The organism is Halalkalibacter oceani, assembly GCF_040544555.1.
GTDB classification, from domain to species: Bacteria; Bacillota; Bacilli; order Bacillales; family Bacillaceae_D; genus Halalkalibacter; species Halalkalibacter oceani.
The window spans coordinates 45,586-69,894 of the sequence record NZ_JBEPKD010000022.1; the positions used below are offsets into that span (position 1 = coordinate 45,586).

27 protein-coding genes, 1 tRNA gene and 1 pseudogene are annotated in these 24,309 nt (G+C 47.0%); 28 read left to right on the top strand and 1 reads right to left on the bottom strand.

The window, feature by feature from the left end; translation table 11 throughout:
* The first annotated feature begins 21 nt into the window (after nucleotides 1–21).
* The 21 genes from ABMB67_RS18400 to ABMB67_RS18500 all read left to right on the top strand — a co-directional run bounded on the left by ABMB67_RS18400 (nucleotide 22) and on the right by ABMB67_RS18500 (nucleotide 18,924).
* Entirely contained in the window at nucleotides 22–1,299 is a 1,278-nt protein-coding gene (locus ABMB67_RS18400) for a TRAP transporter large permease (RefSeq protein ID WP_251223969.1), read from the top strand.
* Between the two features lie 90 nt (nucleotides 1,300–1,389).
* Complete coding sequence (locus ABMB67_RS18405; protein ID WP_251191888.1) at nucleotides 1,390–2,448, top strand: TRAP transporter substrate-binding protein; 1,059 nt, start codon at nucleotides 1,390–1,392, stop codon at nucleotides 2,446–2,448.
* Nucleotides 2,449–2,544: 96 nt separating this feature from the next.
* The gene (locus ABMB67_RS18410; protein ID WP_251191889.1) at nucleotides 2,545–2,970 is read left to right on the top strand and encodes a MaoC family dehydratase; all 426 of its coding nucleotides are present in this window, start codon (nucleotides 2,545–2,547) and stop codon (nucleotides 2,968–2,970) included.
* A gap of 29 nt (nucleotides 2,971–2,999) precedes the next feature.
* On the top strand, nucleotides 3,000–4,766 hold the full coding sequence (locus tag ABMB67_RS18415; RefSeq protein WP_354572969.1) for an FAD-binding protein: 1,767 nt from the start codon (nucleotides 3,000–3,002) through the stop codon (nucleotides 4,764–4,766).
* On the top strand, nucleotides 4,747–5,520 hold the full coding sequence (locus ABMB67_RS18420) for an enoyl-CoA hydratase/isomerase family protein (protein WP_251191891.1): 774 nt from the start codon (nucleotides 4,747–4,749) through the stop codon (nucleotides 5,518–5,520). The genes ABMB67_RS18415 and ABMB67_RS18420 overlap by 20 nt, the downstream gene beginning before the upstream one ends.
* 19 nt (nucleotides 5,521–5,539) lie before the next feature.
* Nucleotides 5,540–6,751: a CaiB/BaiF CoA transferase family protein gene (locus tag ABMB67_RS18425; RefSeq protein WP_354572970.1), complete on the top strand. Its 1,212-nt coding sequence runs from the start codon at nucleotides 5,540–5,542 to the stop codon at nucleotides 6,749–6,751.
* 69 nt (nucleotides 6,752–6,820) lie between these two features.
* Nucleotides 6,821–7,972 (top strand): acyl-CoA dehydrogenase family protein, encoded by a 1,152-nt coding sequence (locus tag ABMB67_RS18430; protein ID WP_354572971.1) that lies wholly within the window; start codon nucleotides 6,821–6,823, stop codon nucleotides 7,970–7,972.
* A gap of 13 nt (nucleotides 7,973–7,985) precedes the next feature.
* Entirely contained in the window at nucleotides 7,986–8,432 is a 447-nt protein-coding gene (locus ABMB67_RS18435) for a MaoC family dehydratase (RefSeq protein ID WP_251223963.1), read from the top strand.
* Between the two features lie 17 nt (nucleotides 8,433–8,449).
* The gene (locus tag ABMB67_RS18440; protein WP_354572972.1) at nucleotides 8,450–9,649 is read left to right on the top strand and encodes a hydroxyacid-oxoacid transhydrogenase; all 1,200 of its coding nucleotides are present in this window, start codon (nucleotides 8,450–8,452) and stop codon (nucleotides 9,647–9,649) included.
* Nucleotides 9,650–9,715: 66 nt separating this feature from the next.
* On the top strand, nucleotides 9,716–10,486 hold the full coding sequence (locus tag ABMB67_RS18445) for an electron transfer flavoprotein subunit beta/FixA family protein (protein ID WP_354572973.1): 771 nt from the start codon (nucleotides 9,716–9,718) through the stop codon (nucleotides 10,484–10,486).
* A gap of 14 nt (nucleotides 10,487–10,500) precedes the next feature.
* Nucleotides 10,501–11,481 carry an electron transfer flavoprotein subunit alpha/FixB family protein gene (locus tag ABMB67_RS18450; protein ID WP_354572974.1) on the top strand — a complete coding sequence of 327 codons (981 nt, stop codon included), beginning with the start codon at nucleotides 10,501–10,503 and terminating at the stop codon, nucleotides 11,479–11,481.
* 113 nt (nucleotides 11,482–11,594) lie between these two features.
* Complete coding sequence (locus tag ABMB67_RS18455; protein WP_390188852.1) at nucleotides 11,595–13,691, top strand: (Fe-S)-binding protein; 2,097 nt, start codon at nucleotides 11,595–11,597, stop codon at nucleotides 13,689–13,691.
* A gap of 87 nt (nucleotides 13,692–13,778) precedes the next feature.
* Nucleotides 13,779–14,849: a metal ABC transporter solute-binding protein, Zn/Mn family gene (locus ABMB67_RS18460; RefSeq protein ID WP_354572975.1), complete on the top strand. Its 1,071-nt coding sequence runs from the start codon at nucleotides 13,779–13,781 to the stop codon at nucleotides 14,847–14,849.
* 383 nt (nucleotides 14,850–15,232) lie between these two features.
* Nucleotides 15,233–15,457: a spore coat associated protein CotJA gene (locus ABMB67_RS18465; protein WP_349774157.1), complete on the top strand. Its 225-nt coding sequence runs from the start codon at nucleotides 15,233–15,235 to the stop codon at nucleotides 15,455–15,457.
* A 5-nt stretch (nucleotides 15,458–15,462) separates the two neighbouring features.
* Nucleotides 15,463–15,729, top strand: coding sequence for a spore coat protein CotJB (locus ABMB67_RS18470; RefSeq protein ID WP_251223957.1), 267 nt, complete (start codon nucleotides 15,463–15,465; stop codon nucleotides 15,727–15,729).
* Between the two features lie 16 nt (nucleotides 15,730–15,745).
* Nucleotides 15,746–16,315 (top strand): spore coat protein CotJC, encoded by a 570-nt coding sequence (gene cotJC / locus ABMB67_RS18475; RefSeq protein WP_251191901.1) that lies wholly within the window; start codon nucleotides 15,746–15,748, stop codon nucleotides 16,313–16,315.
* A 101-nt stretch (nucleotides 16,316–16,416) separates the two neighbouring features.
* The gene (locus tag ABMB67_RS18480; RefSeq protein WP_251223956.1) at nucleotides 16,417–16,842 is read left to right on the top strand and encodes a BrxA/BrxB family bacilliredoxin; all 426 of its coding nucleotides are present in this window, start codon (nucleotides 16,417–16,419) and stop codon (nucleotides 16,840–16,842) included.
* A 187-nt stretch (nucleotides 16,843–17,029) separates the two neighbouring features.
* A complete protein-coding gene (locus ABMB67_RS18485) occupies nucleotides 17,030–17,392 on the top strand; it encodes a hypothetical protein (protein WP_354572976.1) in 363 nt (120 codons plus the stop codon).
* A gap of 76 nt (nucleotides 17,393–17,468) precedes the next feature.
* A tRNA-Arg gene (locus ABMB67_RS18490) sits at nucleotides 17,469–17,543 on the top strand.
* A 107-nt stretch (nucleotides 17,544–17,650) separates the two neighbouring features.
* Entirely contained in the window at nucleotides 17,651–18,610 is a 960-nt protein-coding gene (locus ABMB67_RS18495) for a tyrosine-type recombinase/integrase (RefSeq protein ID WP_354572977.1), read from the top strand.
* 14 nt (nucleotides 18,611–18,624) lie between these two features.
* The gene (locus ABMB67_RS18500; protein ID WP_354572153.1) at nucleotides 18,625–18,924 is read left to right on the top strand and encodes a TM2 domain-containing protein; all 300 of its coding nucleotides are present in this window, start codon (nucleotides 18,625–18,627) and stop codon (nucleotides 18,922–18,924) included.
* A gap of 80 nt (nucleotides 18,925–19,004) precedes the next feature.
* On the opposite strand, the gene ABMB67_RS18505 is transcribed toward ABMB67_RS18500, so the two are convergent.
* A complete protein-coding gene (locus tag ABMB67_RS18505) occupies nucleotides 19,005–19,235 on the bottom strand; it encodes a helix-turn-helix domain-containing protein (RefSeq protein WP_354572978.1) in 231 nt (76 codons plus the stop codon).
* A 120-nt stretch (nucleotides 19,236–19,355) separates the two neighbouring features.
* Here ABMB67_RS18505 and ABMB67_RS18510 point away from each other — a divergent pair, with 120 nt between their 5' ends.
* The 7 genes and pseudogenes from ABMB67_RS18510 to ABMB67_RS18540 all read left to right on the top strand — a co-directional run.
* Complete coding sequence (locus ABMB67_RS18510; protein ID WP_354572979.1) at nucleotides 19,356–19,523, top strand: hypothetical protein; 168 nt, start codon at nucleotides 19,356–19,358, stop codon at nucleotides 19,521–19,523.
* The gene (locus ABMB67_RS18515; protein ID WP_354572980.1) at nucleotides 19,520–19,756 is read left to right on the top strand and encodes a hypothetical protein; all 237 of its coding nucleotides are present in this window, start codon (nucleotides 19,520–19,522) and stop codon (nucleotides 19,754–19,756) included. Before ABMB67_RS18510 ends, ABMB67_RS18515 begins: the two co-directional genes overlap by 4 nt.
* Nucleotides 19,744–20,106, top strand: a complete 363-nt coding sequence (locus ABMB67_RS18520; RefSeq protein WP_354572981.1) for a hypothetical protein — start codon at nucleotides 19,744–19,746, stop codon at nucleotides 20,104–20,106. The genes ABMB67_RS18515 and ABMB67_RS18520 overlap by 13 nt, the downstream gene beginning before the upstream one ends.
* A gap of 453 nt (nucleotides 20,107–20,559) precedes the next feature.
* Complete coding sequence (locus ABMB67_RS18525; RefSeq protein ID WP_354572982.1) at nucleotides 20,560–20,754, top strand: holin; 195 nt, start codon at nucleotides 20,560–20,562, stop codon at nucleotides 20,752–20,754.
* 458 nt (nucleotides 20,755–21,212) lie between these two features.
* Nucleotides 21,213–22,343 carry a ParB/RepB/Spo0J family partition protein gene (locus ABMB67_RS18530; RefSeq protein WP_354572983.1) on the top strand — a complete coding sequence of 377 codons (1,131 nt, stop codon included), beginning with the start codon at nucleotides 21,213–21,215 and terminating at the stop codon, nucleotides 22,341–22,343.
* 194 nt (nucleotides 22,344–22,537) lie between these two features.
* Entirely contained in the window at nucleotides 22,538–23,965 is a 1,428-nt protein-coding gene (locus ABMB67_RS18535; RefSeq protein ID WP_354572984.1) for a TOTE conflict system archaeo-eukaryotic primase domain-containing protein, read from the top strand.
* Between the two features lie 105 nt (nucleotides 23,966–24,070).
* A pseudogene (locus ABMB67_RS18540) lies at nucleotides 24,071–24,309 on the top strand (hypothetical protein); the annotation flags it as partial.

The window sequence follows — 24,309 nt, forward strand, 5'->3', positions numbered from 1 at the left end:
GTGTAAAGGAGGGGTAGATTAATGACTTTGAAATTGTTTTTGTTACTTGGTGTTTTATTTATAATCGGGGTGCCGATCGCGATCTCGCTCGGGCTTTCATCGATTTTGCTGTTGCAGCTGGAAGGCAAAGCGATTGGCGTTGTTGCCCAAAAGGTTTTCGAAGGACTGGATAAGTTTTCATTAATGGCTGTTCCGTTTTTCATTCTCGCAGGTGCGTTGATGCAGAAAGGCGGCATTGCCAAACGGCTGCTCGCTTTGGCGAATGTGCTTGTCGGCTGGTTCAGAGGGGGGCTGGGGGCTGCCTCGGTTCTGACGACGATGTTTTTTTCAACAATGTCAGGTTCTTCGTCGGCAACAACTGCGGCAATTGGCTCGGTCATGATCCCATCAATGGAGAAAAAAGGCTATCCGCGAAATTTCGCGACCGCTTTGACGGCGTCATCCGGTGAATTGGGCGTTATTATTCCTCCTTCTATTTCGATGATCGTCTATGGACTGGTAGCCAATGTTTCAATCGGTGGCTTGTTTCTTGCCGGCATCGTTCCCGGCATTTTAATCGGCTTGTCATTAATGATAACGGTTTCAATTGTAGCCAAAATAAAAGGCTTTGATGAAGTCACGCAAATTGACAAAGGCAGCTGGTTTAAAGAGCTGTGGAAAGCGTTTAAGGATGCTTTCTGGGCGCTCTTGATGCCGATCATTATTCTTGGCGGAATTTACTTTGGCCTCTTTACTCCGACAGAGGCGGCAGTCGTGGCGGTTGTCTATGGTTTTATCGTCGGCTATTTTATTTACCGCGAAATTACAATGAAAGATATCGGCGACATCCTTGGTAAGGCGGCGGTCACGACCGGGATTATTCTTCTGCTCGTCGGGTTTGCCTCGATTTTCGGTTATATCCTGACGATTAATCAAGTGCCTCATATGGTTGCAGAAACAATAGCGCAAATCTCAGACAGCCCGATCGTCTTTCTCATTCTCGTTAATATCCTCTTATTTATTACAGGGATGTTCATGGAAACCTTGGCGGCGATTATTATTTTAGGGCCGATTCTTGCACCGATTGCTGTCCAGTTTGGCATCGATCCGATTCATTTCGGAATTGTGATGATTGTCAACCTGGCAATCGGAATGGTTACACCGCCTGTAGGGGTCAATCTGTTTGTTGCTTGTCAGATTGCAAAGCTGAGAATCGATCAGCTTTTCAGGCCGCTGGCGATCTTTTTAGCGGTTTTGATTACGAATGTATTGTTAATAACTTATCTGCCATTTTTGACATTGTGGCTTCCGAATCTGTAAAGGAATACAGGTTAAAAGGGGGGATTTTACACAGGAAGCCGGTCGCTGGTTGAAAGTTATCATAAGAATCAAAAGAGGAGAGTGAAAACAGTGAAGAAGTCATTATTAATCTTAGTTGCTTTACTTACAGCCGTTTGCATTGGATTAGCTGCATGTGGAGGAGAGGATACGGCAGCTTCTGATACGTCTGGTGGAACCGGAGGCGGAGAAAATGGAGAGGCATCTGCCGGGGAAGAGGAAAGCTTTGAATTTAATATCGGACATACGCTTGCTCCGGACAGTCATTATCACGTCGTCTCGGAAAGACTGGCTGAACTTGTCGAGGAAAAGACAGGCGGTAGCATTACAATTAATGTCTTCCCTCAATCACAGCTTGGTGGGGAAGTAGCGATGATTCAAGCTGCGCAGGCCGGAAATCAGGAAATGCTTATTACAGCGCAGGCTCCATTGACAAATATGGTGCCGGAATGGTCGATGTTTGACTTGCCGTACTTGTTTGATGACCTGGATGAAGCGAATGCGATTTTACAAAGTGAAGTAGGAGATCAATATTTGGAGATGCTTGATGAGCACGATTTAATAGGACTTGGCTTCTTATCGGCGATGGAGCGAAATGTGTTTTCTTCTAAACCGCTTGACACAGCTGATGATTTTAATGGGTTTCGCGTTCGCGTGATGGAGGCTCCCGGGTATGTGGCAGCATACGAAGCATTGGGAGCCCAGCCAACCGCGATGGCTTATTCAGAAGTGTATACAGCATTACAACAAGGCGTCGTTGATGGCGCTGATACATCTCCGGACCAATTTGTCATGGACCGTTTTGTAGAAGTAGCCGATTATTACAATATTACAAAAGTCCATTATTTACCAGCAACGCTAATTATTTCGAAAGCGGTCTGGGAGCAATTAAGTGAAAATCAACAGCAGGCGTTAACAGAAGCTGCGGAGGAAGCATTGGCCGAAGGAATGGATTACTATTATCAGTCGTTTGATGAATCGATTGCCGAGATGCAGGAAGCAGGCGTCACCGTCATTGAGAGTGACACTGCGGGTATGCAGGAGCAGGCTTCAGCGATCTATGATGACTTGTTAAATGGAATTCCAAATGGACAGGAGCTATATGAAGCCATTCAGGCTCAAAAAGAATAACCGCAACAATTAGAAAGGAGCAGCCTGCCAGCATTTGGAGCCAGTCCAAAGATCCAGATGCGGCCAGCTGCCACCTAAGTGAAGGAGAGTGAACATATGGCTAAGCGTGCCAATATGGATGTGTTTCAAATTGGAGACAATTCTCAGTTTTCGAAAACGGTCAGCGAATATGATGTATATGGGTTTGCCGGGATTGTCGGTGATTTTTACGGGGTGCATGTCGATGAGGAATATGCAAAGAAAACCCGTTTCGGCACAAGGATTGCCCAAGGAGCGCTTTCTGTCGGATATATCGCGACGGTGATGGGGTTCATGGCTCAGCGCGTTCCGGATCCGGGCGCGGTCTCGTATCGTTATGACGTGACCTTTACCGCGCCCGTTCTGATTGGTGATACGGTAACGGCCCGGCTCGATTTAAAAGAAAAAGACGAGGAAAAAAACACGTGCATCTTTGATGCGGTCGTCACAAAACAGGATGGAACCGTCGTTCTGAAAGGAAACACGTACTTGAAAGTATTATAGGAAAAAAGGAGAGAAGAGGAGGGAGATCAATGAGAAAAGATATTCAATGCGATGTGCTTGTCATCGGCGGTGGAGCCGCAGCCGGAAAAGCGGCGATCGCCGCGCATGACAGCGGGGCTTCGGTAGCCGTTGTCATGAAGGGCGCATTTGGAACGAGCGGGGCAAGTGCCTACAAAATAGCGGAGATTCTAGGTTATAACGTTGCTGATGGGCAAGCCGACCCTGAAGACTCACCGGAAGTCCATTACGCCGATGTTATGCGGGCGGCGGCCGGAATGGCTGATCCTGAGCTGGCGAAAGTGTTGACGGATGAATCAATTGAAACGCTGCGGGATTTGGAAAGGTTAAACATTCCCTTCCATAAAAATGAAGATGGCAGTTATTTTGAAGTGTTAGGCTGCTTTGCGACGAAGCCGCGAATGCATTTAATTCCCGGGCATGCTGAACCGATCGTTCATGCGCAAAAGGAGGAGATTTACAAGCGGGGCATTCCGGTATATGAATGGACGATGTTAACGAAGTTTCTCGTCGAGAACAACCAGGTTTGCGGGGCGGTCGGTCTTAATCGCCAGGGGGAAACCGTTGTCTTTCAGGCGAAGGCGATTATTATGGGCACAGGCGGTGCCGGGCAATTATTCTCTTATAATATTAATCCGTCCGATATTACCGGCGACGGCTATTCACTTGGGTTTAAAGCGGGAGCCGAGCTGATTAACATGGAATTTATGCAGGCCGGACCGGGGTTGATCTATCCGTGCAAAAATATGTTTAATTCATGGCTGTGGGCGCTTCATCCAGAGGTGACAAATGGCCGGGGCGAACATTTTATACGAAACTATTTGCCGGAAGGAATGACGGTTGAACGCTGTATGGATTTACGTTCAGGTCACTATCCATTTTCAAGCTATGACGGTTCGCAATGGATTGATGTCTCGATTCAGACTGAGATCAAGGAAGGCAGGGGGGGGCCGCATGGCGGGGTGATCGTTGACTTTACAAAGATTGATTTGGATAAACTGCCGCATAATGCCCGCGGCGAGGAGATTCGCAAGTCATGGAACATTACGGTAAACTGGCTGATTGAAAATCGCGATCTCGATTTGCGAACGACCCCGGTTGAGGTGGCGATATTAGGGCATGCGATCAATGGCGGTTTATTGATTGATGAACATGGATGCACGACGATCAAAGGACTGTACGCCGCCGGAGAAACATCGGGTGGACCGCATGGAGCCGACCGGCTGGGCGGAAATATGGTGCTGACTTGTCAGGTTTACGGGAAGCGTGCAGGACTGGCGGCGGCTGAATTCATCAAACAGGTTGAGGCATTGCCTGTGCCGGCCGAGCAGGTAACAGGAGAAACCGAGCGCCTGCAAATGCTTCTTGACAAACAAGGAACGGTAAAGCCGCATCATCTTAAAAAGCAATTGCAGGAAATTATGTGGAAGTATGTCCTCGTGACGCGCAGCGAGGAAAGCTTAACGACAGCGATTGAAAAGCTGCAGGAACTTCGCCGGACGTTTGAAATGGATATCGTCGTTAACAATCGCAAAGAGCTGACGCACGCGATTGAAGCGGAAAACTTACTGTTAATCGGTGAAATTATTTCACGGGTGGCGCGGATGAGAAAAGAAACACGCGGCAGCCACTTCAGAGTTGATTATCAAAAGCGCGATGATGAGCAGCATTTATACCGGATCGCCACAAGGCTGGAGGGAGAGGAGATCAAGCACCGGAAAATCGCCAGTGATCCTGAGACGGTAAGGAGGTTCCCGTATGACATTGTCCACGCTTAACACGTTGCTGACCAAAAGAGAAGATGCGGTATTTACCGTCACGGTAAACCGCGCTGATAAATTGAATGCGTTTAACCCGGAGGTTTTGAGTGAGCTGAATCAGGTGCTTGACCGGATTGAGAAGGAGGAGACGCTCAAGGTCGTCATCATAACCGGAGCCGGCGAAAAAGCATTTGTCGTCGGCAATGATCTCGAGCAATTGGCTAAGCTCGACCCAGTAGCAGCCTATGAGCAAATGCGCCTTGGCCAACGGACTTTTTTACGGATTCATGAATTTCCGAAGCCGGTGATCGCGATGGTTAATGGCTACGCGCTCGGAGGTGGCTTTGAGCTGGCGCTTTCCTGCGACTTGATCGTTGCATCTGAAAAAGCGACGTTCGGATTTCCGGAAATTAACTTAAATACGATGCCTGGCTGGGGAGGAACACAGCTTGCCGCCAAGAAGCTCGGCTTGAATAGGGCGAAGGAAATGATTTTAACGGGAGCATATTACCCGGCAAATGTCTGCGCGGAGTTTGGTTTTCTAAACCGGATCGTCAGACATGAACAGCTGGAAAGAGAGACGATGGCTTTAGCGGATCAGCTCGCTGAAAAAGCGCCATTTCCTTTAAAAATAGCAAAGGAGGCGATCAATAAAGGAGCAGAGCTCAATCTTTCAGACGGCTTCCAATTTGAAGCCCACGCTTATGCTGTCAATTACAGCGCCCCGCACACAGAGGAAGGATTTGCGAAATTTCTCACCCGCACGAAATAAAATACGAGGAGGTTAGGTCATGCTGGAAAATGTCAAGGTGCTCAGCTTTACTCATTTTTTACAGGGACCGTCAGCTGTCCAGATGCTAGCTGATTTAGGAGCAGAAGTCATTAAAATTGAATCACCTAAAGGAGCGTTTGAACGTCATTGGGCCGGAGCTGAATCTTATCTTGATGACGTAAGCGTGTTTTTCTTACTCGGCAACCGCAATCAGCGGAGCTTGAGCATTGATTTGCGAACAGATGAGGGCAAAGAGATTATTTACCGCCTCGTCAAAGATGCCGATGTTGTCGTCGAAAATTTTAGACCGGGTGTCATGGAGCGACTCGGCTTTGGCTATCAGGAGCTGGCCGCGATTAATTCACGGATTGTCTACTGCTCCTGCACTGGTTACGGCTCGGATGGCCCTTATCAGCAGCGTCCGGGACAGGATTTGCTTCTTCAGGCGATGAGCGGACTGGCGAGCTTGAGCGGTAAAAAAGACGATGCGCCAGTGCCGGTCGGAACAGCTGCCGTCGATCAGCACGGGGCGGTTCTGGCTGCCTTTGGAATCGTCGCCGCGCTTTATGAACGTGAAAGGACAAAGAAAGGACGGAAGGTCGAGACCAATTTATTAAACGCCGCCCTTGATTTACAAATCGAGCCATTGACCTATTATTTAAATACCGGCCCGCTTGATGAACGCAGTCCAACAGGCTTAGGCAGCCGCTTTCACCAGGCTCCTTACGGCATTTATGAAACAGCAAACAGCTGGATTGCGATTTCCCTTACCTCGATTGAAAAGCTGGCAAAGGTTTGTAAGAGCGCGGTTCTTGCTCAATTTTCAGATAAGGAGCAAATGAGCAGGCGCGAGGAAATCAACAAGAGCGTTTGTGCCGAAATCAAAAAGAAAACAACGGAAGAATGGTTTGATATTTTTGAAGAAAATCAGATCTGGTACGCGCCGGTTAATGATTATGAGGACGTCGTTCAGGATCCACAGGTCCGCTGGAACAAAATGATTATGGAGGTGGAGCATCCTGACGTCGGCACAGTAAAGCTATTAAGTCATCCAGTTCGCTACGATGGCGAGGCGCCGCCCGTCAAGCGCTATCCGCCGCGTTTAGGTGAGCATGCCGCAGAAATTTTACAAAGCTACGGGTACTCGGATGAGGAGATTGCCAGCTTCAAGGAGAAAAACGTCATTACCTCGTATCACGATCAAGTGAACAAGCAGGTTCGTCCGAAATAGGGGAAGCACGGCTTTGATTGTAAACGATTTCAAAGTATGGAATGTGGAAGAAAGGTGGAGATGATACCGATGGCGATACAATTAACAGAAGAGCAGCAGATGATTCGTAAAATGGTGCGCGAATTTGCGGAAGCGGAAATTGCTCCGGTTGCCGAAAAGCTGTGGGAAGGGCAAGCCTTTCCGTATGACATCTGGAAAAAGGGCGGGGAGCTTGGCTTGGCCGGCTTCCCGTACCCTGAGGAAGTAGGAGGAGCCGGAGGTGACTGGCTCTCCTTTACGATTATTTTAGAGGAACTGGCCCGAGTGGATTGTGCCGTGGCGAATGCCTTTATGGCGAATTCGTCGGCCGCTAGCCTGATTAACAACTATGGTTCAAAAAAGCTGAAAGAAAGCTACTTGCCGCCGATTTTGACCGGTGAGCAAGTCGGGGCGATCGGCCTTTCCGAACCGAATGCCGGCTCCGATGCCGCCAATATTCAAACAACAGCCAGGCTTGAAGGGGACGAGTGGGTGATCAACGGTTCAAAGATTTTCATCAGCAACTCCGATAATGACATAACGGGGCCTGTCGTCGTTGCTGCTGTGACCGGGAAAAAGCCTGACGGACGGAATCAAATCTCGAACTTTGTCATCCCGAATGGGGTGGCCGGATTTACGTATGGCAGAAAGCTGAACAAAATTGGCTGGCGTGCTTCAAGCACCGGAGAATTGTTCTTTGATCAAGTGCGCATTCCGAAAGACCATTTATTAGGTGAAGAAGGAAAGGGACTGAAGCAAACATTATCCACGATCAGCACAGGGCGGATTTTAATTGGAGCAATGGCGCTTGGAATCATCCAAGGTTCGATCGATCGCAGTCTGCAATATATGCAGGAACGAAAAACGTTCGGCAAGCCGTTAACCGACTATCAATCGTTGCAATTTGCATTGGCGGACATGGCGACCAATGCCCATGCGGCACGGCTGATGCTCTATCAGGCGGCGATGCTCAAGGATGAAGGCAAGCCATTTGACCAGGAGTCATCAATGGCGAAGCTGTTCGCAACGGAAAAGGCGATGGAAGCTGCGCATCAGGCAATTCAACTCCATGGGGGTTACGGCATCATGTCTGAATATCCGGTCAGCCGAGCGTTCGGTGATGCGAAGGTGCTTGAAATTGTCGAAGGGACATCAGAAATCCAACGGCTGATTATTTCCCGACATGTTATAGCTGGAAAGTGAGGAGAGAACAGCGATGGGACATACGAGAAAACCATTTGACCAAATGGAGATTGGCACGACTCATGTTGAGATGAGAACGATTACAGAGGAGGATGTCAATACATTTGGCCGGCTTTCCGGTGATTTGAATCCGCTTCATATGGATGAAGCATTCGCTACGAAAACGATTTTTCAAAGGCGTGTCGTTCACGGGATGTTTACGGCTGCGATTATTTCGACAGCCCATACGAATTTGACTGATCCGGGCTATGTGTACGTCGGGCAGGAGCTGAACTTTAAAGCGCCTGTTTTTATCGGTGATACGATTACCGTGACGCTAACGGTCGTTGAAAAAAAGCCAAAAAAGAAGATTCTTGTGCTTGAGGCAGTTGTGACAAACCAGGATGAAAAAGTTATCGTCGAAGGACGATCCGCTCTGATGGAGCTAGATGATTTATATACGAGGCGAACGAATTCGTAAAAAGGTGGGGGCTTTGAGTGAGAAACGCATGGACATTTACGAGTGCCGGGTCAATTGTCTTTGGCAACGGATCATTGCAACGGCTTCCGGGAATTGTTGAACGCTTCAAGGTGACGCGCGTAGCGGTAGTAACCGACAAGGGAATCATTCAAGCCGGTTTGCTTCAACCGCTACTAACTGTGCTTGAGCAGGCGGACATTCAACCGACGGTTTATCAGCAGGAAACGACGGAGCCGTCCGTCGCATCCGTTTCAGCCTGTTTTACTGAGCTCAAAAAAAGCAGCCCGGAGCTGTTTATCGCTCTGGGCGGCGGTTCAAGCATCGACTTGGCGAAGATGACCTCTTTATTGCTTTCCCATGGAGGACCGCTTTCAGACTATTATGGAGAGAATCGTGTACCGGGAGCGATACGTCCAGTCATCGCCATTCCAACGACAGCCGGGACAGGCGCCGATGTTTCGCCGGTCGCGGTCGTGACAGACGATGAGACAAAGCTGAAAATCGGCATCTCCGATCAGAATTTGCGACCCGCTGTCTCGCTTCTCGATCCGGAGCTGACGCTGAAGCTGCCTCCGTATTTAACAGCATGTACGGGGATGGACGCGTTATCGCAGGCGATTGAAGCTTACTTCGCCAAGGATCATCGCTATATCGAAGCAGGAGATAACGTCATTTATCAAGGAGGAAACCCGCTTTCCGATCAGTTAGCCGAAAAAGCAATTGAATTAATTGGCCGCAATCTTCAGCTTGCTGTTCATCAGGGCAGTCATCTTGAAGCGAGAGCGAACATGATGTTAGGCAATCTTTTTTCCGCATTGGCATTTACAAACTCGGGGACATCACTGATTCACGCTCTCGCCTATCCGATCTATGAAATCAGTGAACGGCCTCATGGCGAGATTATCGCCTTGTTGCTCCCATATGTCATGCAATATAATGCTTCCGTCTGTACAGAGAAGTTTGCGCGAATTGCCGAGCTGCTTCGGGTGACTACTGGCGGGGAGACCGCCGGGCAAAAAGCTGAGCAGGCCATTTCAGCTGTTTTTCAGCTCGTCGCCGATCTCGGCTTACCGACGAAGCTGTCGGAAATCGGCATTGAGCATGACGATATTCCCGGGATTGTCGCGAAGGCGCTTCCGCTTGAACGTCTCGTCCGTTTAAATCCGCGAACAGCAGTAGCTAAAGAGGTTGAAGAAGTGTTATATCAAGCTTTATAAAAGCCGAAAAGAGAAAAGCAGAAGTTTTATTGTGAACGATTACAGTAAAGAGGAGTGGAGAAGCGAATGAACATTTACGTCGTCATGAAACAGACTCTTGATACAGAAGAAAGGATCGCGATTGATCAGCAACAAATTGTCACCGAAGGGGCGGAGCTGATCATTAATCCGTATGATGAATACGCGATTGAGGAAGCGGTGCAACTAAAAGAAGCGCACGGTGGGGACGTAACGGTTGTAACAGTGGGAAGCAGTATAGCGGAGAGCGCCTTGCGAACCGCTTTAGCCATCGGAGCTGATAAAGCTGATCTGATTGAGGTCGACGAGCAAACCGAACTCGATTCTGCGGCGACAAGCATGCTGCTCGCAGCCTATTTTCAAGACCGCGAATATGACCTGATTATAGCCGGAAATGTCTCAATTGACAACGGATCAGGCCAGGTCGGTCCCCGTTTGGCTGAGGAATTGGCGATTCCGGCTGTGACAACGGCGACGAAGCTTACGGTCAACGAAAACAAGGCGACGGTAGAGCGCGATGTCGAAGGAGATCTGGAAATTGTTGAAGTTCCTCTCCCGGCCCTCATTACCGCCCAGCAAGGACTGAACGAGCCGCGCTACCCGTCGCTGCCAGGTATCATGAAAGCAAAGAAGAAGCCATTAACAGTCCTTGAGCCGGAGGAGCTTGAAGTAGCAGTCGAAGCGCTAAATGCAAAAACGAAAACAATCAAGCGCTATCTTCCACCGGAGAAAAAGACCGGGGTGATGCTTGACGGAGACATTCAGCAGCAGGTTTCCGAATTAGTCTCGCGCTTAACGACTGAAAAGAACATTTTATAGGAGGAGTGGAGACAATGAGCCAAAACATGTTTGTTCTTGCTGAAATTCGTCACGGTGCATTGCGCCACGTTTCATTTGAAGCGATTGCGGCGGCAAAGAAACTGACCACAAGCGGCAAAGTAACGGCGGTGCTGCTTGGGGAAAAGGTGGAAAGATTCACAGAGCCGTTGTTTCAGTACGGGGCCGACCGTGTGATCATCGCTGAGCATCCGGACTTAGACGCTTATCGGCCAGAGGCATACAAGCAGGCGCTGCTTCAGATTATTGAAGAGGAGAGACCGGATGGATTCCTTTTTGCCCATACATCCCAGGGGAGAGACCTTGCGCCAAGAATCGCCACAAGCTTGAAAAACGGTCTAATCTCGGATGTTGTCAAGCTCGAGCTTGTCGATGATCAAGTCGTATTCACTAGGCCGATTTATTCTGGAAAAGCATTTGAAGAAAAGATAATCGAGGAAGGAATGATCATGGCGACAATTCGTCCGAATAACATCCAGGCGGCAGAAAGCGATCCGTCACGAAGCGGCGAAATAAAAACGGTTTATCCGGACATAAAAGATTTTCACACTACGATTAAAGATATTGTGGAAAAAACAACGAGCGGTGTCGATCTGACGGAAGCTAACATTGTTGTCGCCGGCGGGCGCGGTGTCAAAAGCAAGGACGGATTCCGCCCGCTCCAAGAGCTTGCCGATGTACTTGGGGCAGCTGTCGGTGCCTCCCGCGGAGCATGCGATGCCGACTATTGCGATTATTCCTTGCAAATTGGGCAAACCGGCAAGGTCGTGACCCCTGACCTCTACATCGCTTGCGGGATTTCCGGAGCGATTCAGCATGTTGCCGGAATGTCAAACTCGAAAGTGATCGTCGCGATAAATAAAGATCCAGAAGCACCGATTTTTTCGATTGCAGATTACGGCATCGTCGGCGACCTTTTTGAAGTGCTTCCCGTTTTAACGGAAGAATGCAGAAAGGTAGTCGCTAGTAAAGCGTAAAACATAGACAGGGAGTGGCTAAAAAAGACGGGAAATGCCAAAAGGAAAACAGCCCATTTGGCACCCGTACACTCTCACTAATACAAACATCATCACGAAAAGGAGTGGGAAAGGTGGACGTTTTTCTAGTTATCACGAGAATCTTGTTTGTTATGATAACGGGCTATGCTCTTTTTTTATTTGCCTCGCTTGTCAAAACACGGTACCAATTTGTCAAGCTCGGTAAAAAACCTGACTTCCAACAGACAATGAAAGAGCGGATTCGGGCGGTGATCGTCAATGTCTTTGGACAAAAAAAGCTGTTAAAAGATCGAAAAAGCGGGTTGATTCATCTCGTCTTTTTTTACGGATTTCTGCTCGTTCAGTTCAGTGCGCTCGATGTTATCATGAAAGGATTGAAGCCGAATGCTCATTTGCCGCTGGGAAGCTTTTATCCTTATTTCACGTTCATCCAAGAAGTGATCGTTTTCCTCATTTTACTTGCCGTGCTTTGGGCTTTTCACCGTCGATATATCGAAAAGCTAGCGCGGTTGAAGCGAGGCTGGAAATCAGGGCTTGTACTATTGTTTATAGCTGGTTTGATGTTATCGAAGCTCGGCGCCAAAGGAATGGAAAAAGTGTGGCTCGATAAGCCGTTGTCAGGCTTTGAACCGCTGGCTTCCGCGATCGCTTTTGTCGCCGCCCAATTGCCACATGCCGCTGCTGGGGCCGGCTTTTATTTTTTCTGGTGGCTGCATTTATTATTTTTACTCGTCTTTTTAGTCTATATTCCACAGTCGAAGCATGCCCACCTGCTCGCCGCACCGTTAAACGTCTTTCTCGGGCAAACCCATCAAGTTGGCCAGCTCGTTCCGATTGATTTTGCGGACGAGACCCAGGAAACGTTTGGTGTCAACAACATCGAGGACTTTAATCAGAAACAACTGCTCGATTTGTACGCCTGTGTCGAATGCGGCCGCTGTACGTCGATGTGTCCGGCAACCGGGACAGGGAAGCTGCTTTCCCCAATGGATTTAATCGTCAATATGCGCGATCATTTAACGGAAAAAGGAGCGGCCCTCACCTCGCGTTCCCCCTGGCTGCCCAGCTATGCCTTTTCTGGGACTACAGCCAATCAACTCGCGCGGCAGGCGGCCGGACAAGAGGAAGTTGCCGTCGCTTATGACGACCAGATTATCGGAAACGTTGTAACGGAGGAGGAAATTTGGGCATGTACGACCTGTCGTAACTGTGAAGATCAGTGTCCGGTTATGAATGAGCATGTTGATAAAATCATCGATCTGCGACGCTATTTGGTACTGACAGAAGGCCAATTACCTGCGGAAGCGCAACGGGCGATGACGAATATTGAGCGCCAGGGAAATCCGTGGGGATTGAATCGGAAGGAACGGGAAAAGTGGCGGCTTGACGTGGAAGAGCTGCAAATCCCGACGATGAAAGAATGCCAACAGCAAGGGCTCGAGGTTGAGTATTTATTTTACGTCGGCTCAATGGGATCATTCGATAAACGGAGCCAAAAAATCGCCCAGTCGTTTGCCCGTGTGCTGCATAAAAGCGGGGTGACGTTTGCGATTCTTGGAAACGAAGAGAAAAATTCCGGCGATACACCGCGCCGTCTCGGGAATGAATTTTTGTTCCAGGAGCTAGCGACAGCAACAATTGAACGATTTAACGCTTATCAAGTGAAAAAAATCGTGACGATTGATCCGCACGCGTACCATACATTTACTCATGAATATCCTGATTTTGGTCTGAATGGCGTGGAAGTATTTCATCATACAGAGCTGTTAGCGGAACTGATTCGTGATGGGAGACTTGCGCCAACCTATGAAGTAAAAGAAACCGTCGTCTATCACGATTCCTGCTATTTAGGGAGATACAACGATGTTTACAGCCCGCCGCGTGAGATTTTACAAGCAATTCCCGGGCTTGAACTGGTCGAAATGAGCCGCAATCGGGAGAATGCGATGTGCTGCGGAGCCGGCGGCGGAATGATGTGGATCGAAGAAGAAACAGGAAGCCGGATCAATGTCGCCAGGACGGAGCAGGCTCTCGCCGTGGACCCGAGTATTATTAGCAGTGGCTGTCCGTATTGCTTAACGATGCTGGCCGACGGCACGAAGGCGAAAGAGGTGGAAGAAACCGTAGAGACACTAGATGTCGTGGAGCTGCTGGAGAGGTCATTATTCGGTCGAGATGGAATAAAATGAAGCAAGGGCTGCCGGTTTACAGATCAGAAGAATTCCGATATACTTCTTACTTGTGATAAAGCGTAATGGTTACGGAAGGGGAAGACCATGAAAAAGAATGGATATCGGTTTGTTCTGCTAAGCGCGCTTTTCTTTCTAATTGTAGCTTGCAGCAACAATGAAAACGAGGCGGGCGATCAGGAACAAGGAGAGGAAGAGACAGACGGCGCTACGGAGGCTCTTGAGATTTACACGACTATATTTCCGCTTGAGGATTTCGCTAATAAAATCGGGGGAGAGTATGTTCATGTCACGAATCTTGTCCCGGTTGGGGCGGACGCCCATACGTTTGAGCCGACGGCAAGGGATATGATCAGCGTCGCAGAAGGAGATGCCTTCATTTATAATGGAGCGGGACTGGAGGGCTTTGCTGCAGCTCTGATTGACACGATAAACGGCGAAACCGTCGCCATTGTGGAAGCGGCAAAGAATATAGACCTAATCGATACGAGCGATACTGAACCAAGTGAAGAAGGGCATGCTCATGAGGAAGGCGAGTCCCATGCGCACGAGGAAGAGCACGCCCATGAAGAAGATGCTCATGCGCACGAGGAAGAGCATGCTCATGAAGGAGAAGATGCTCACGGTCATTCTCATGATCAGGATCCGCACGTATGGCTTGATCCAATTCTTTCGATCTCAATGGCCGAAGAAATTAAGAATGCCCTGATCGAACTGATGCCAGAGCAGGAAGAGACATTTTCAAGCAATTTTGCAGAGCTGAAGGCCGAGCTCGAAGCATTGGATGCTGAATTTACGGCGATGGTTGAGCAAGCCGAAAAAGATACATTTCTTGTTTCGCACGCCGGCTACGGCTATTGGGAGCGCCGTTATGGCTTGACGCAAGTTGGCATCTCGGGTATTTCACCAACGAGTGAGCCGTCGCAACGCGAATTGCAACGGATCATTGAGTTCGCGAAGGAAAACAATCTGCAGCATGTCATGTTTGAGCAAAACATTTCCACCAAGGTGGCCGAAGTAGTCACAAATGAAGTTGGTGCCGAGCCGCTTTACCTTCACAACCTTGAAGCACTTGTCGAAGAGGATGTGCAGCAGGAGGAAGACTATTTCAGTCTAATGAGACAAAATATTGAGTCATTGCGCACCGCTCTACAGTAAGATAAATCGCAAAGAGGTCGTTGCATCGGGTATTTCCCTGCTGCAGCGGCTTTTTTTATGGATAGAAAGGGAGCACAAGTAAGGAGGCGGCGTCTGCCGCTGCAAAAAAAAAAAATCCACTTTTACGATCTTGGTCATTCTAAAAAAACAGTTGGATGAATATGGTTAAATAGTGCGCGACATAACTGAGGCCACTGAAAACCTTCCTTTTTCGTAACTCGAAGAAGAGTAATGGCTCCGCGCGTTGCGCGCCTTGCTTCGACAAACTCACTCGTAGCAAGGCTTTCAAAATCAGGCAACGGCTACGCTCATTACGAAAAAGCTGCTGAAAAAAGTGAAAATCGTCCTTTTTCAGCAGCTTCACATAACTGGAGGTGTTTAACGTGAAGGAGTTTTCGCAACGAAAGTATTACCACCCTTATGTCAGTCCATTTGATCCGTGCCCGCCGATTTTAGTGAAGTCGTATGAGACACCGCCGCAATTGTATTTAGGCTTTCAGCCATATGGCCTTCCACAGTTTTCTCCACAGGAAGCGTTACGCTATGGAACGCTATGGCCGGCGCTTTATTCTCCTTATGACAATCCTTATGAGCAAGGAAGGGAGTGAGAAGAATGGCACAGAAACAGCTTCCGGAAGAATTTTATCCATTGATGGAGGAGCTTCAGGCTGTCGATTTTGTCCTCGTTGAGCTGACATTGTACCTTGACACCCACCCGAATGATCAGGCCGCAATCCAGCAATTCAACGAGATGGCCGAATACCGGCACCATGTGAAATACCAGGTTGAGCAGTACTTAGGCCCATTGCAGCAATTTGGCAACAGCTATAGCGGCTACCCGTGGAACTGGATTGACGCGCCGTGGCCGTGGCAGTTATAAAAAAAGGGGGACCATTATGTGGATTTATGAAAAAAAGCTGCAATATCCAGTGAAAGTGAGCACATGTAATCCGATGCTTGCCAAATTTTTAATTGAGCAATACGGCGGGGCGGATGGTGAGCTTGCGGCGGCGCTTCGCTATTTGAACCAACGTTACACGATTCCTGATAAAGTCATTGGCTTGCTGACCGACATCGGTACAGAGGAGTTTGCCCATCTTGAAATGATTGCGACGATGGTCTATAAGCTGACAAAGGATGCCACACCGGAGCAGCTGAAGGCGGCCGGGCTTGGAGATCATTATGTGAATCATGGGGAAGCCCTCTTTTACCATAACGCGAGCGGAGTGCCGTGGACGGCGTCCTATATTCAGGCGAAGGGCGATCCGATTGCTGATTTATATGAAGATATTGCCGCAGAAGAGAAAGCGCGCGCCACGTATCAATGGATTATCAATCTATCCGATGATCCGGACTTAAATGATGGGTTGAAATTTTTACGTGAACGGGAAGTAGTCCATTCCCAGCGTTTCCGTGAAGCGGTGGAAATTTTAAAAGAAGAACGGGATAAAAAGACAGTCTTTTAAATGGGTGATCGCCTCAATGATAGTCATGCTCAATGCAAAAGAATTGGTTTTCTCCGTGAAACGGGTTACAATAGGAGCAAAGAGTAGTGAGGTGAAGAAGGATGGAATTTAACTTTTTAATGAATGATGTCGTAAAAGTCGCGCGTCAGGAAATGGACGCTGCCGGCTATGAGCAGCTCACGACTCCAGAGGAAGTCGATGAAGTGCTTCAACAAAAAGGGACAACGCTTGTCATGGTCAACTCAGTTTGTGGCTGTGCCGGCGGTATTGCCCGTCCGGCTGCAGCTTATATGCAAAATTATGAAACAAAGCCTGACCGTTTCGTGACGGTTTTCGCCGGGCAGGATAAAGACGCGACAGCAAGAGCGCGCGAATATTTCAAAGGCTATGCGCCATCATCGCCATCATTTGCGCTAATTAAGGACGGCGAAATCAAAACGATGGTGGAACGGTACGAAATTGAAGGCCATGAACCGATCCAGGTCGTTCAAAAGCTCGAAAAAGCATTCGACGAGTATTGCGGATAAAACGTTCAAAGCCGGGGGCGATATGTTTCGCTCCCGGCTTTTTTAAGGATAATCGAGGAAAGACGCTCATAAGAAACGCCGCTAGCGGCGTTTCTTATTTCAAATGTCTGCATTTCACTTTGCGTATTCACTCTTACTATCGAAGTATGCTATAATAGCCCAGAGTTTGAAAAAGGAGTGTAGACGCATGCTATCACTATATGATCAAATCCAGGTTTATTTAAACATGGAGGAAGAGATTTCGTTTAAGGAATTCAGCGATTATTACAAGCGCGTGCTTGATGAGCTTGGCCAAAACCATGAAACATTTGATGAGGAAGACGTATGGAAGCATTTATTTGTCGTCGAAAACGTCATGTCAAATGCGGAAGGTCGCGCAAAGCAGGGCAAAGGCGCAGAAGCGAAGAAATATGCGAAAATGGCGCAGCGTTTAGAGCTATGGGCGAAGAACTTTGGCGGCCGCCTGGCTGAAGCCGGCTATACGGAAGAGGATATTAACGAACGCTTCAATAAAATGTTTGAAGAAGATGCTCCCGTCAATCAATCGTAATTCTAGTAAGAAAGCAGCAAGATGTTGACATCTGCTCTTTCTTACTTTATAATAGAAGATGTTGCTTAGCTATTGTGCGCCTATGGTGAAAGGGATATCACACGAGATTCCGGTTCTCGCGTTGTAGGTTCGAGTCCTACTAGGCGTGCCAAATGTACATATGACGAGGGTTTGACGGTCGTTTCAACGTGAGACTACCCGTTCAAAATCTTGTGGGATAGACGTCTTTTCTCAAATACGAGAGGAGGCGTCTTTTTTGTGCGCAAAAACAGGCTAGAGCCACACGAAATTATGTCGATTAAAAGTTATGTCGGGTCTAAAAGCGTCCGTTTTGACGAGGCCCTAAACGATTTTTGTTCCGATCGAAGACGGATTGGGGTGCGCGAGAGTACGATTGACTACTATACTCGTTTTTTGACGATGTTTAGACGTTACATTATTCGCGAGAAGGACGAGATCATTCCGGTTGACGAAATCGACGTTCAATTACTGGATGGATTCGTTGAGTATTTGCGCGATGTTCGTCGGAATAGTACGGGTGGAATTAACGCAAAGATAAGAGCGATAAGAGCTTTCTTGTTCTTTTGTGAGGACGTGGGGTATATCTCGCATAATCCTGCGAAAGATTGGAAGCAAATTCGAGGCAAAGAGCCGGAAATTAACACGTTTACAGTAAGCCAGATTAACGCTCTTTTAAAGCAACCGGATAGGCGGAAATTAACGGGACTCCGCGATTATCTATTAATTTTATTTTTAATAGACACCGGGGCGAGAATAAGTGAAGCTCTCGGCGTAAAAGTGAGCGATGTTAAGTTTGAAGAAAGTCGTGTGTATTTGCGGAATACCAAAAGCAATTTGAATCGTTATGTTCCAATGTCTGATCGATTATCCGCAGAGTTAAGACAATTTATCCGTATACACGCAGGAATGAGTGAGTACGTCTTTTGTAATCTTCGCGGGGATCCAATAAGACGAGATAGTTTTCGACTTATTTTAAACGAGTTAGGAAAAAGGGCGGGAATCACGAATGTTCGTTGTAGCCCGCATACATGCCGACATACGTTCTCAAAATTCTATATTTTGAACGGAGGCGACGTTTTCAGCTTAATGCAGATACTAGGCCATTCCACCTTAGATATGACAAAGAAATACGTGAGACTTTTTGGCACGGATATTGTGAATAAACACCGTAAATACAGTCCATTGAATAATATCTAAAGGAGCGTGCGCAAATGAATAACTTAACGTTAAAAAAGGATCTTACCGCGGAACAGTTGGCAATGGTTCAATCGGAGGTTGACCGTCATAAAAAGGATAAAGTCGTCATGTACGTGTTGTGGCTGTTTCTCGGAGGGATCGGCGGCCACCGTTATTATCTCGGAGACATCGGCTATGCAATCGGTATGACGTTGACGCTCGGCGGCCTCGGAGTGTGGGCGTTGATTGACGTCTTTCTGATTGGCCGTCGTCTCGCGCAGAAAACGGAGAATCTGGAACGAAGAATGATCGCGAAGGTGACGAAGACTGCGTAAGTACACGCGCCCTTGCCGGAAACTAATCGGTGAGGGCGCTTTTTTTGCGGTTTAAAGAATAAATACGAAAAGCCCCGCCGTTAATCGGTCGGGGTTTTTGTTTTAATCAAAGTAATAAGATCGTTAATATCCTCTATTTCTAATGCTTCTGCAATGCGTTCAATGTGGTCAATATTGAGTCGCTCTATGTATCCTCGAACTAGCGAACTAATGGCAGCGGGTCTGATGCCAGTTTTCTGGGCCAATTCTTTTTGAGTTATCCCCCGTGATTCCAAAACATCTTTTAATCGAATCTCCACTTTTATAGCCATTTTCAACAACTCCTTAAAAATCATTATAACTTTTTAGCGAAAACACGTAAATTTAATGTTGACGTAATTACGCTTATACGTTATTATGTGTTTAAGGAATTGAAGGAGGTCGAATATCTAATGAAACTAACACAATCTGATCTCGCATCACTCGAACTAGACATCGGCCGCATGCGTCGGCTCGGCGGAGTCACGGCGGAGCCAAATGCCGAATATCATTCGTTGCTCATTTCGCGCGTAGAACAATTATTAATCGAACTTAAATCGAAAGGGGATCGTTATTTATGAATCGTAAAGTATTCGTCGGCTATCGTCTTGTTAACGCTACATTCTCGTCTTATTACGTCGTCACTCTCGTTGAAACCGGAGAGCAACGTCACATTCTCGCAGATGATTTCGAGGCCTTCTTCGTCGATACCGGATTCGTATCACCTGACGCAATCATGGGCGGCTGCTCGGTTGACGCGGAAATCTTATCCGAGCTAGGATTCGAGGAGGCTTCGGCTTTATGCGCGAGTTAACGATCGATGTTCACCACGTCGGCGTCCGTTATACTATCGACAACTTAAACGGTACATATACTCGTCTCGATTACGTTGGCTTCGCGGACATCGTTAATCAAACGGTATTTTATGTAATGGAAGGGAAGCTCTATATGTCCGGCTATCACTTCGACCACGTTGACGACTGGTACGATGTGACTGACTTCTCGCGGATCTCATTAATGAACGTTGAGGATCCGGAGTCGTTCGATTACGACGAGTTCCTGGCGTTCTATGAGCGCATGAACCGCGTGAGTCTCTATCAGTATTTGCTATTGTTCTTCGACCGAAAGCAGGACGTTGATTTGCGGCTGGAACGTCTCCGATGATCGCGAAGGAACTTGCTGCAACAGGTTCCTAACGGCAATCGCGGGAGGAGACGCCCCCGACAAGGTTAGATATAGATATGTCTGCGGCTGCAAACGTGGACTAGCGTCGTACCGTAAACGATTTGGCGGTCGAATACGGGATTTGGCTGCGACGCGATGGAGTCAAGCGGCAACTTGATTCCGGAATTGTGGGACGGATTTGGCGGTCTGTCCCGCACACAATAACATTTTTTAAAACCGGGATAAACGCGGTTTATTAAGCATGTTCTTCTTTACACTTTGAATTATATAATAAGAACATATGTTCGTCAATAAGGAAACAAAAGTTTTTATATATTTTTTTGGACTACCGGCAGATTTTTCGGAAAATGTGTCCCAATAAAGCACGTGCGGCATCTAACTTAATAGTAAGAGCAAAAACTTAACGAAAAATCCCCATTCGGTCATTCTAGGTTGTCATATAAAGTAAGCTATCCGAAAAATTACGCGCCGGCGGTGGCGGTGCTAATCGGATTAATCATCGGGATACTGGCCGCGCCATTTACGGAATTAGACGTGACGATGCGCTTATGGGCCGGTGGATTCGCGGGGTTAGCCGCGACGGGGCTATTTGAAATCGGGAATAAACAAGATAATTTGAGGAGATAAAAGTGTCCCAAATTACACAGTAGGCCCCCTATACATAAGTAAGAGCGAAAAAATTAACGAAGATATGTCCGAATTGTTGTTTGAGTCTGTAAGATACTGTGAAAGCAAAAAAAAACGAAGATATTTGTGCGAAACAAAATTTTATTACGTATAGAGAAGTAAGGAGGTCGATAAGTCGCGGGTAATCTCATTAAGAGATTTTTTCTAGAAAATGTCCGAAGTATGGTTTGAGTCCGTAAGATATTATGAAAACGAAAAAATCATCAAAATGTGTCTCAACACGGAAGATGCAATGTCTAACTTAATAGTAAGAGCAAAAAAAATTAACGGAAAATTCCCCACGTGATGATTTTCATTCGTCATATAAAGTAGGAGCGAATATCATTCCGATGATGGCAAGGGCCCGCCGGAGGTTTGTCTACTCGCAAATCGCAATATTATCAATTGGAGGTATTAGGATGAATAAAACACAAACATTGAAATTAGACGAGATTGTACCGAATCCGAATCAACCGCGGAAACAATTTGACGAAACAAGCTTGTCAGAATTGGCTTCTTCAATAGTTTCTGACGGTTTAAAGTCTCCAATATTAGTTCGACCAATCGGCGAAGAGGCCTACGAAATAGTACAAGGGGAGCGACGTTTTCGAGCTTGTCAGATCGCTGGATTAGAGACGATAGTTGCCTTCGTTGAAGAAATGGGCGATGATGATGCGTTTCACTTAGCAGTTATTGAGAATATTCAACGCGAACAATTGACTGCTATTGAGGAGGCGTCTGCGTTTCAAAGATATGTAGAAATGGGATTTAAACATGATGAAATCGCAAAGAAGGTTAGTAAGAGTCGGACTTATGTAACAAGCCGTCTACGTTTACTACAACTAATACCGATTATCCAAGACTGGATATCTCAAAAGGTGCTGACGGAGGGACATGCAAAACAACTTTTAAAGATGAAGTCTATTGTTGAAAGATTCTTAAGAAAATACGAGGATGGGAGAGATTCGTTCGAATCTTTTCAATGGCGTTTCCATCATGATTTTTGGTATGACATCGCAATAGGTAAGAGGATAACAGTTAACGAAGTCCAAAAATGGGTCGATTTATGGCGGTATCATTATATAGAAAGTGTTGTTAACAATTTTTATATCAATAGACCTGACGAAGTATCTGCATTTGTCTCTGGCTTTGAGCTTACGGCAGCGCATGTATGCCGTATTTATAACTTAGAGCCTCACCTTTTAACAATAGAGGATATTGAATTTGCTAATGATTTTGAGAGATCGTATTTCCAGAATTCCTTTAGTGATGAATTCAGACCGTGGATGGTAGATAGAAAGTGGGATGATGTGAAAATTATTTTTGAAAAACAAACTTATTCGAAAATGAGCCCTCCGAATTTTTCTATCTCTGATCTAAATAAAAAAGAAGAACCGCAATCATTAGATGAAATAGTTAAGTCTATTAAGGGATTAAAGGAAAAAGCTGATACTGCGATTGGAATTTTATCGGACATAACAGGCAAATCAACAGAAGAGTTATTCGATGAAATTGTGTCACAAGACACATTCGAAACTAATTACAGGTGAAAGAGGTGTTTATCGTTGCCTAAATATAAATGCGTTCTAAGCGTGAGGGTCGCGAATGAACTAATTGACCGCGGATATAAACTGGTCACGATTGAGCCGTCATACCGATACGAAGGGAAGCTTGTTTTTGTCTTCCGTAACACGCCGGAACTAGATGCGGAGTTCAAACGATTCGAACGAAAGGGATGAGCTGAATGCAGACAGCCGAAAATTATCAGCCGAAACAGATTATTTCGAAATTTAATCAGCTTTATATCCAAACGCGAAGCAAGTATCTAGTCCAATTTCCGAACGGGCGGTATGTCACGTTTAATAGGAAGCGGGATCGTCGTCACATCGTGCTAAACGACGGAATGCTCAAAAAGCACTTGGCGGGCGAATTGACTTACGGCGTATTTAACGGAGGCTACTTCAACAAGTTTATTACGTTTGACGTCGATTTCTCCGATCATGCGATGGCTCGGTGGGCCACGTATAAACTGCTCGATGTATTAGTTACCGATTTTCATATATTGCGCAAAGATATACACGTGAGCATTTCCGGCGGCAAAGGCTTTCACGTCGACTTATTTTTCGATGAACCGCTACCCACAACGGAAGTCGAGACGTTTTATCAGCGAGTTGTATCGAGCATGGGAGACATTACCGATGGTCAAGTCGAGTTTCGGCCGAATTGGAATCAAGGCGTCAAATTACCGCTAGGCGTTCACCAAAAAACGGGCCGTCGGTGTTGGTTTGTCGATAGTCACACGCTCGATCCGATTGAAAGCTTCGACTACTTACTCGACATTGAGCCGATGGACGCGACTATCATTTCCGAACAATACTTCGGGCTAACCGATGAACAGGCGCAAGAATTCGAGGCGGTGGCGTTGGAGACGAACCTATCGGTCAATGCGTTCGACCAATCGAAGGCCTTACAAAAGGCCGCGCGTATATTAGAGGTAGGCCGACTGACCGAGAGTAACACACGCCATAACACAACGTTCATTCTAGCTTGTTTTTTTAATTCGCAAGGATTTGAACGAGAAGAAGCGGTCGAAGCAATTATGGAGATCCTTCTTAATACCCCGCGAGAATATTTCAGCAAGGGCAGCACGCCCGACCACTGGCGAAAGGAAGCTGTTCGATTAACGGACTATGCTTTCGATAATGATATGACGATAAGGGACGCGGATAAGGCAATCCGGATCTATAAGTCGGAAATATTGGCGGTGCTTCAATGCGGAACATTCCGGCAGAAACAAATGGCGTTTGCCATGCTCGTTACCGCGAAACGGTACGGACAAACGTTTTATCTGACGACAAAAACGGCGATGGAAATGATCGGCACAAAGTCGCGCCAAACTGTACAGAATGCCATCAGGGCTCTAGTAGAAGGCGGGTTTATTGAATATCGCAGAAAGGGTGAGATTGACCACGCTAAAACAAAAGAAACCGGCCAGGTTCGTCATAAGCCGAACAAGTACCGGTTATTAATTGACGAGCCGCCGGAGGACGACCCGCTGATTGAAGTTACAAATGATTATAGTCTCGTTGATGTAGCATTCGAGTTATGCGATGTGCGAGAGATACGTCAGTACGTTAAACGATATGAATACGATAACCGTTGGAGGCGTTAGTACCCGTTGTTCTATATATAAATAAGTTATTGTTACCGAAAACCAACACATAATTACTCAACTATATCATACTTCCGAAACAGCCGAAAATCAAGGGGGTTTTTGATGGACAACCAAATCAACCAATATAGAGAACCGGGAGAGGGCGCCATTACTTTTGCGCTTGAGTATACAAAAGGATTAACTAAGCAAGAGGCCGAGCCGATTATAGCCTCGCTACTGAAAGGTGAGCTCCATGAAGTATCGGACAAGCGCGTAAAACGGTGTGATTATTGCGGTTATTGGTGGCGCGATGAAAGCGTGAGGAATACGAAAAAAACGTGTTCAAAGGAATGTAAGACGGG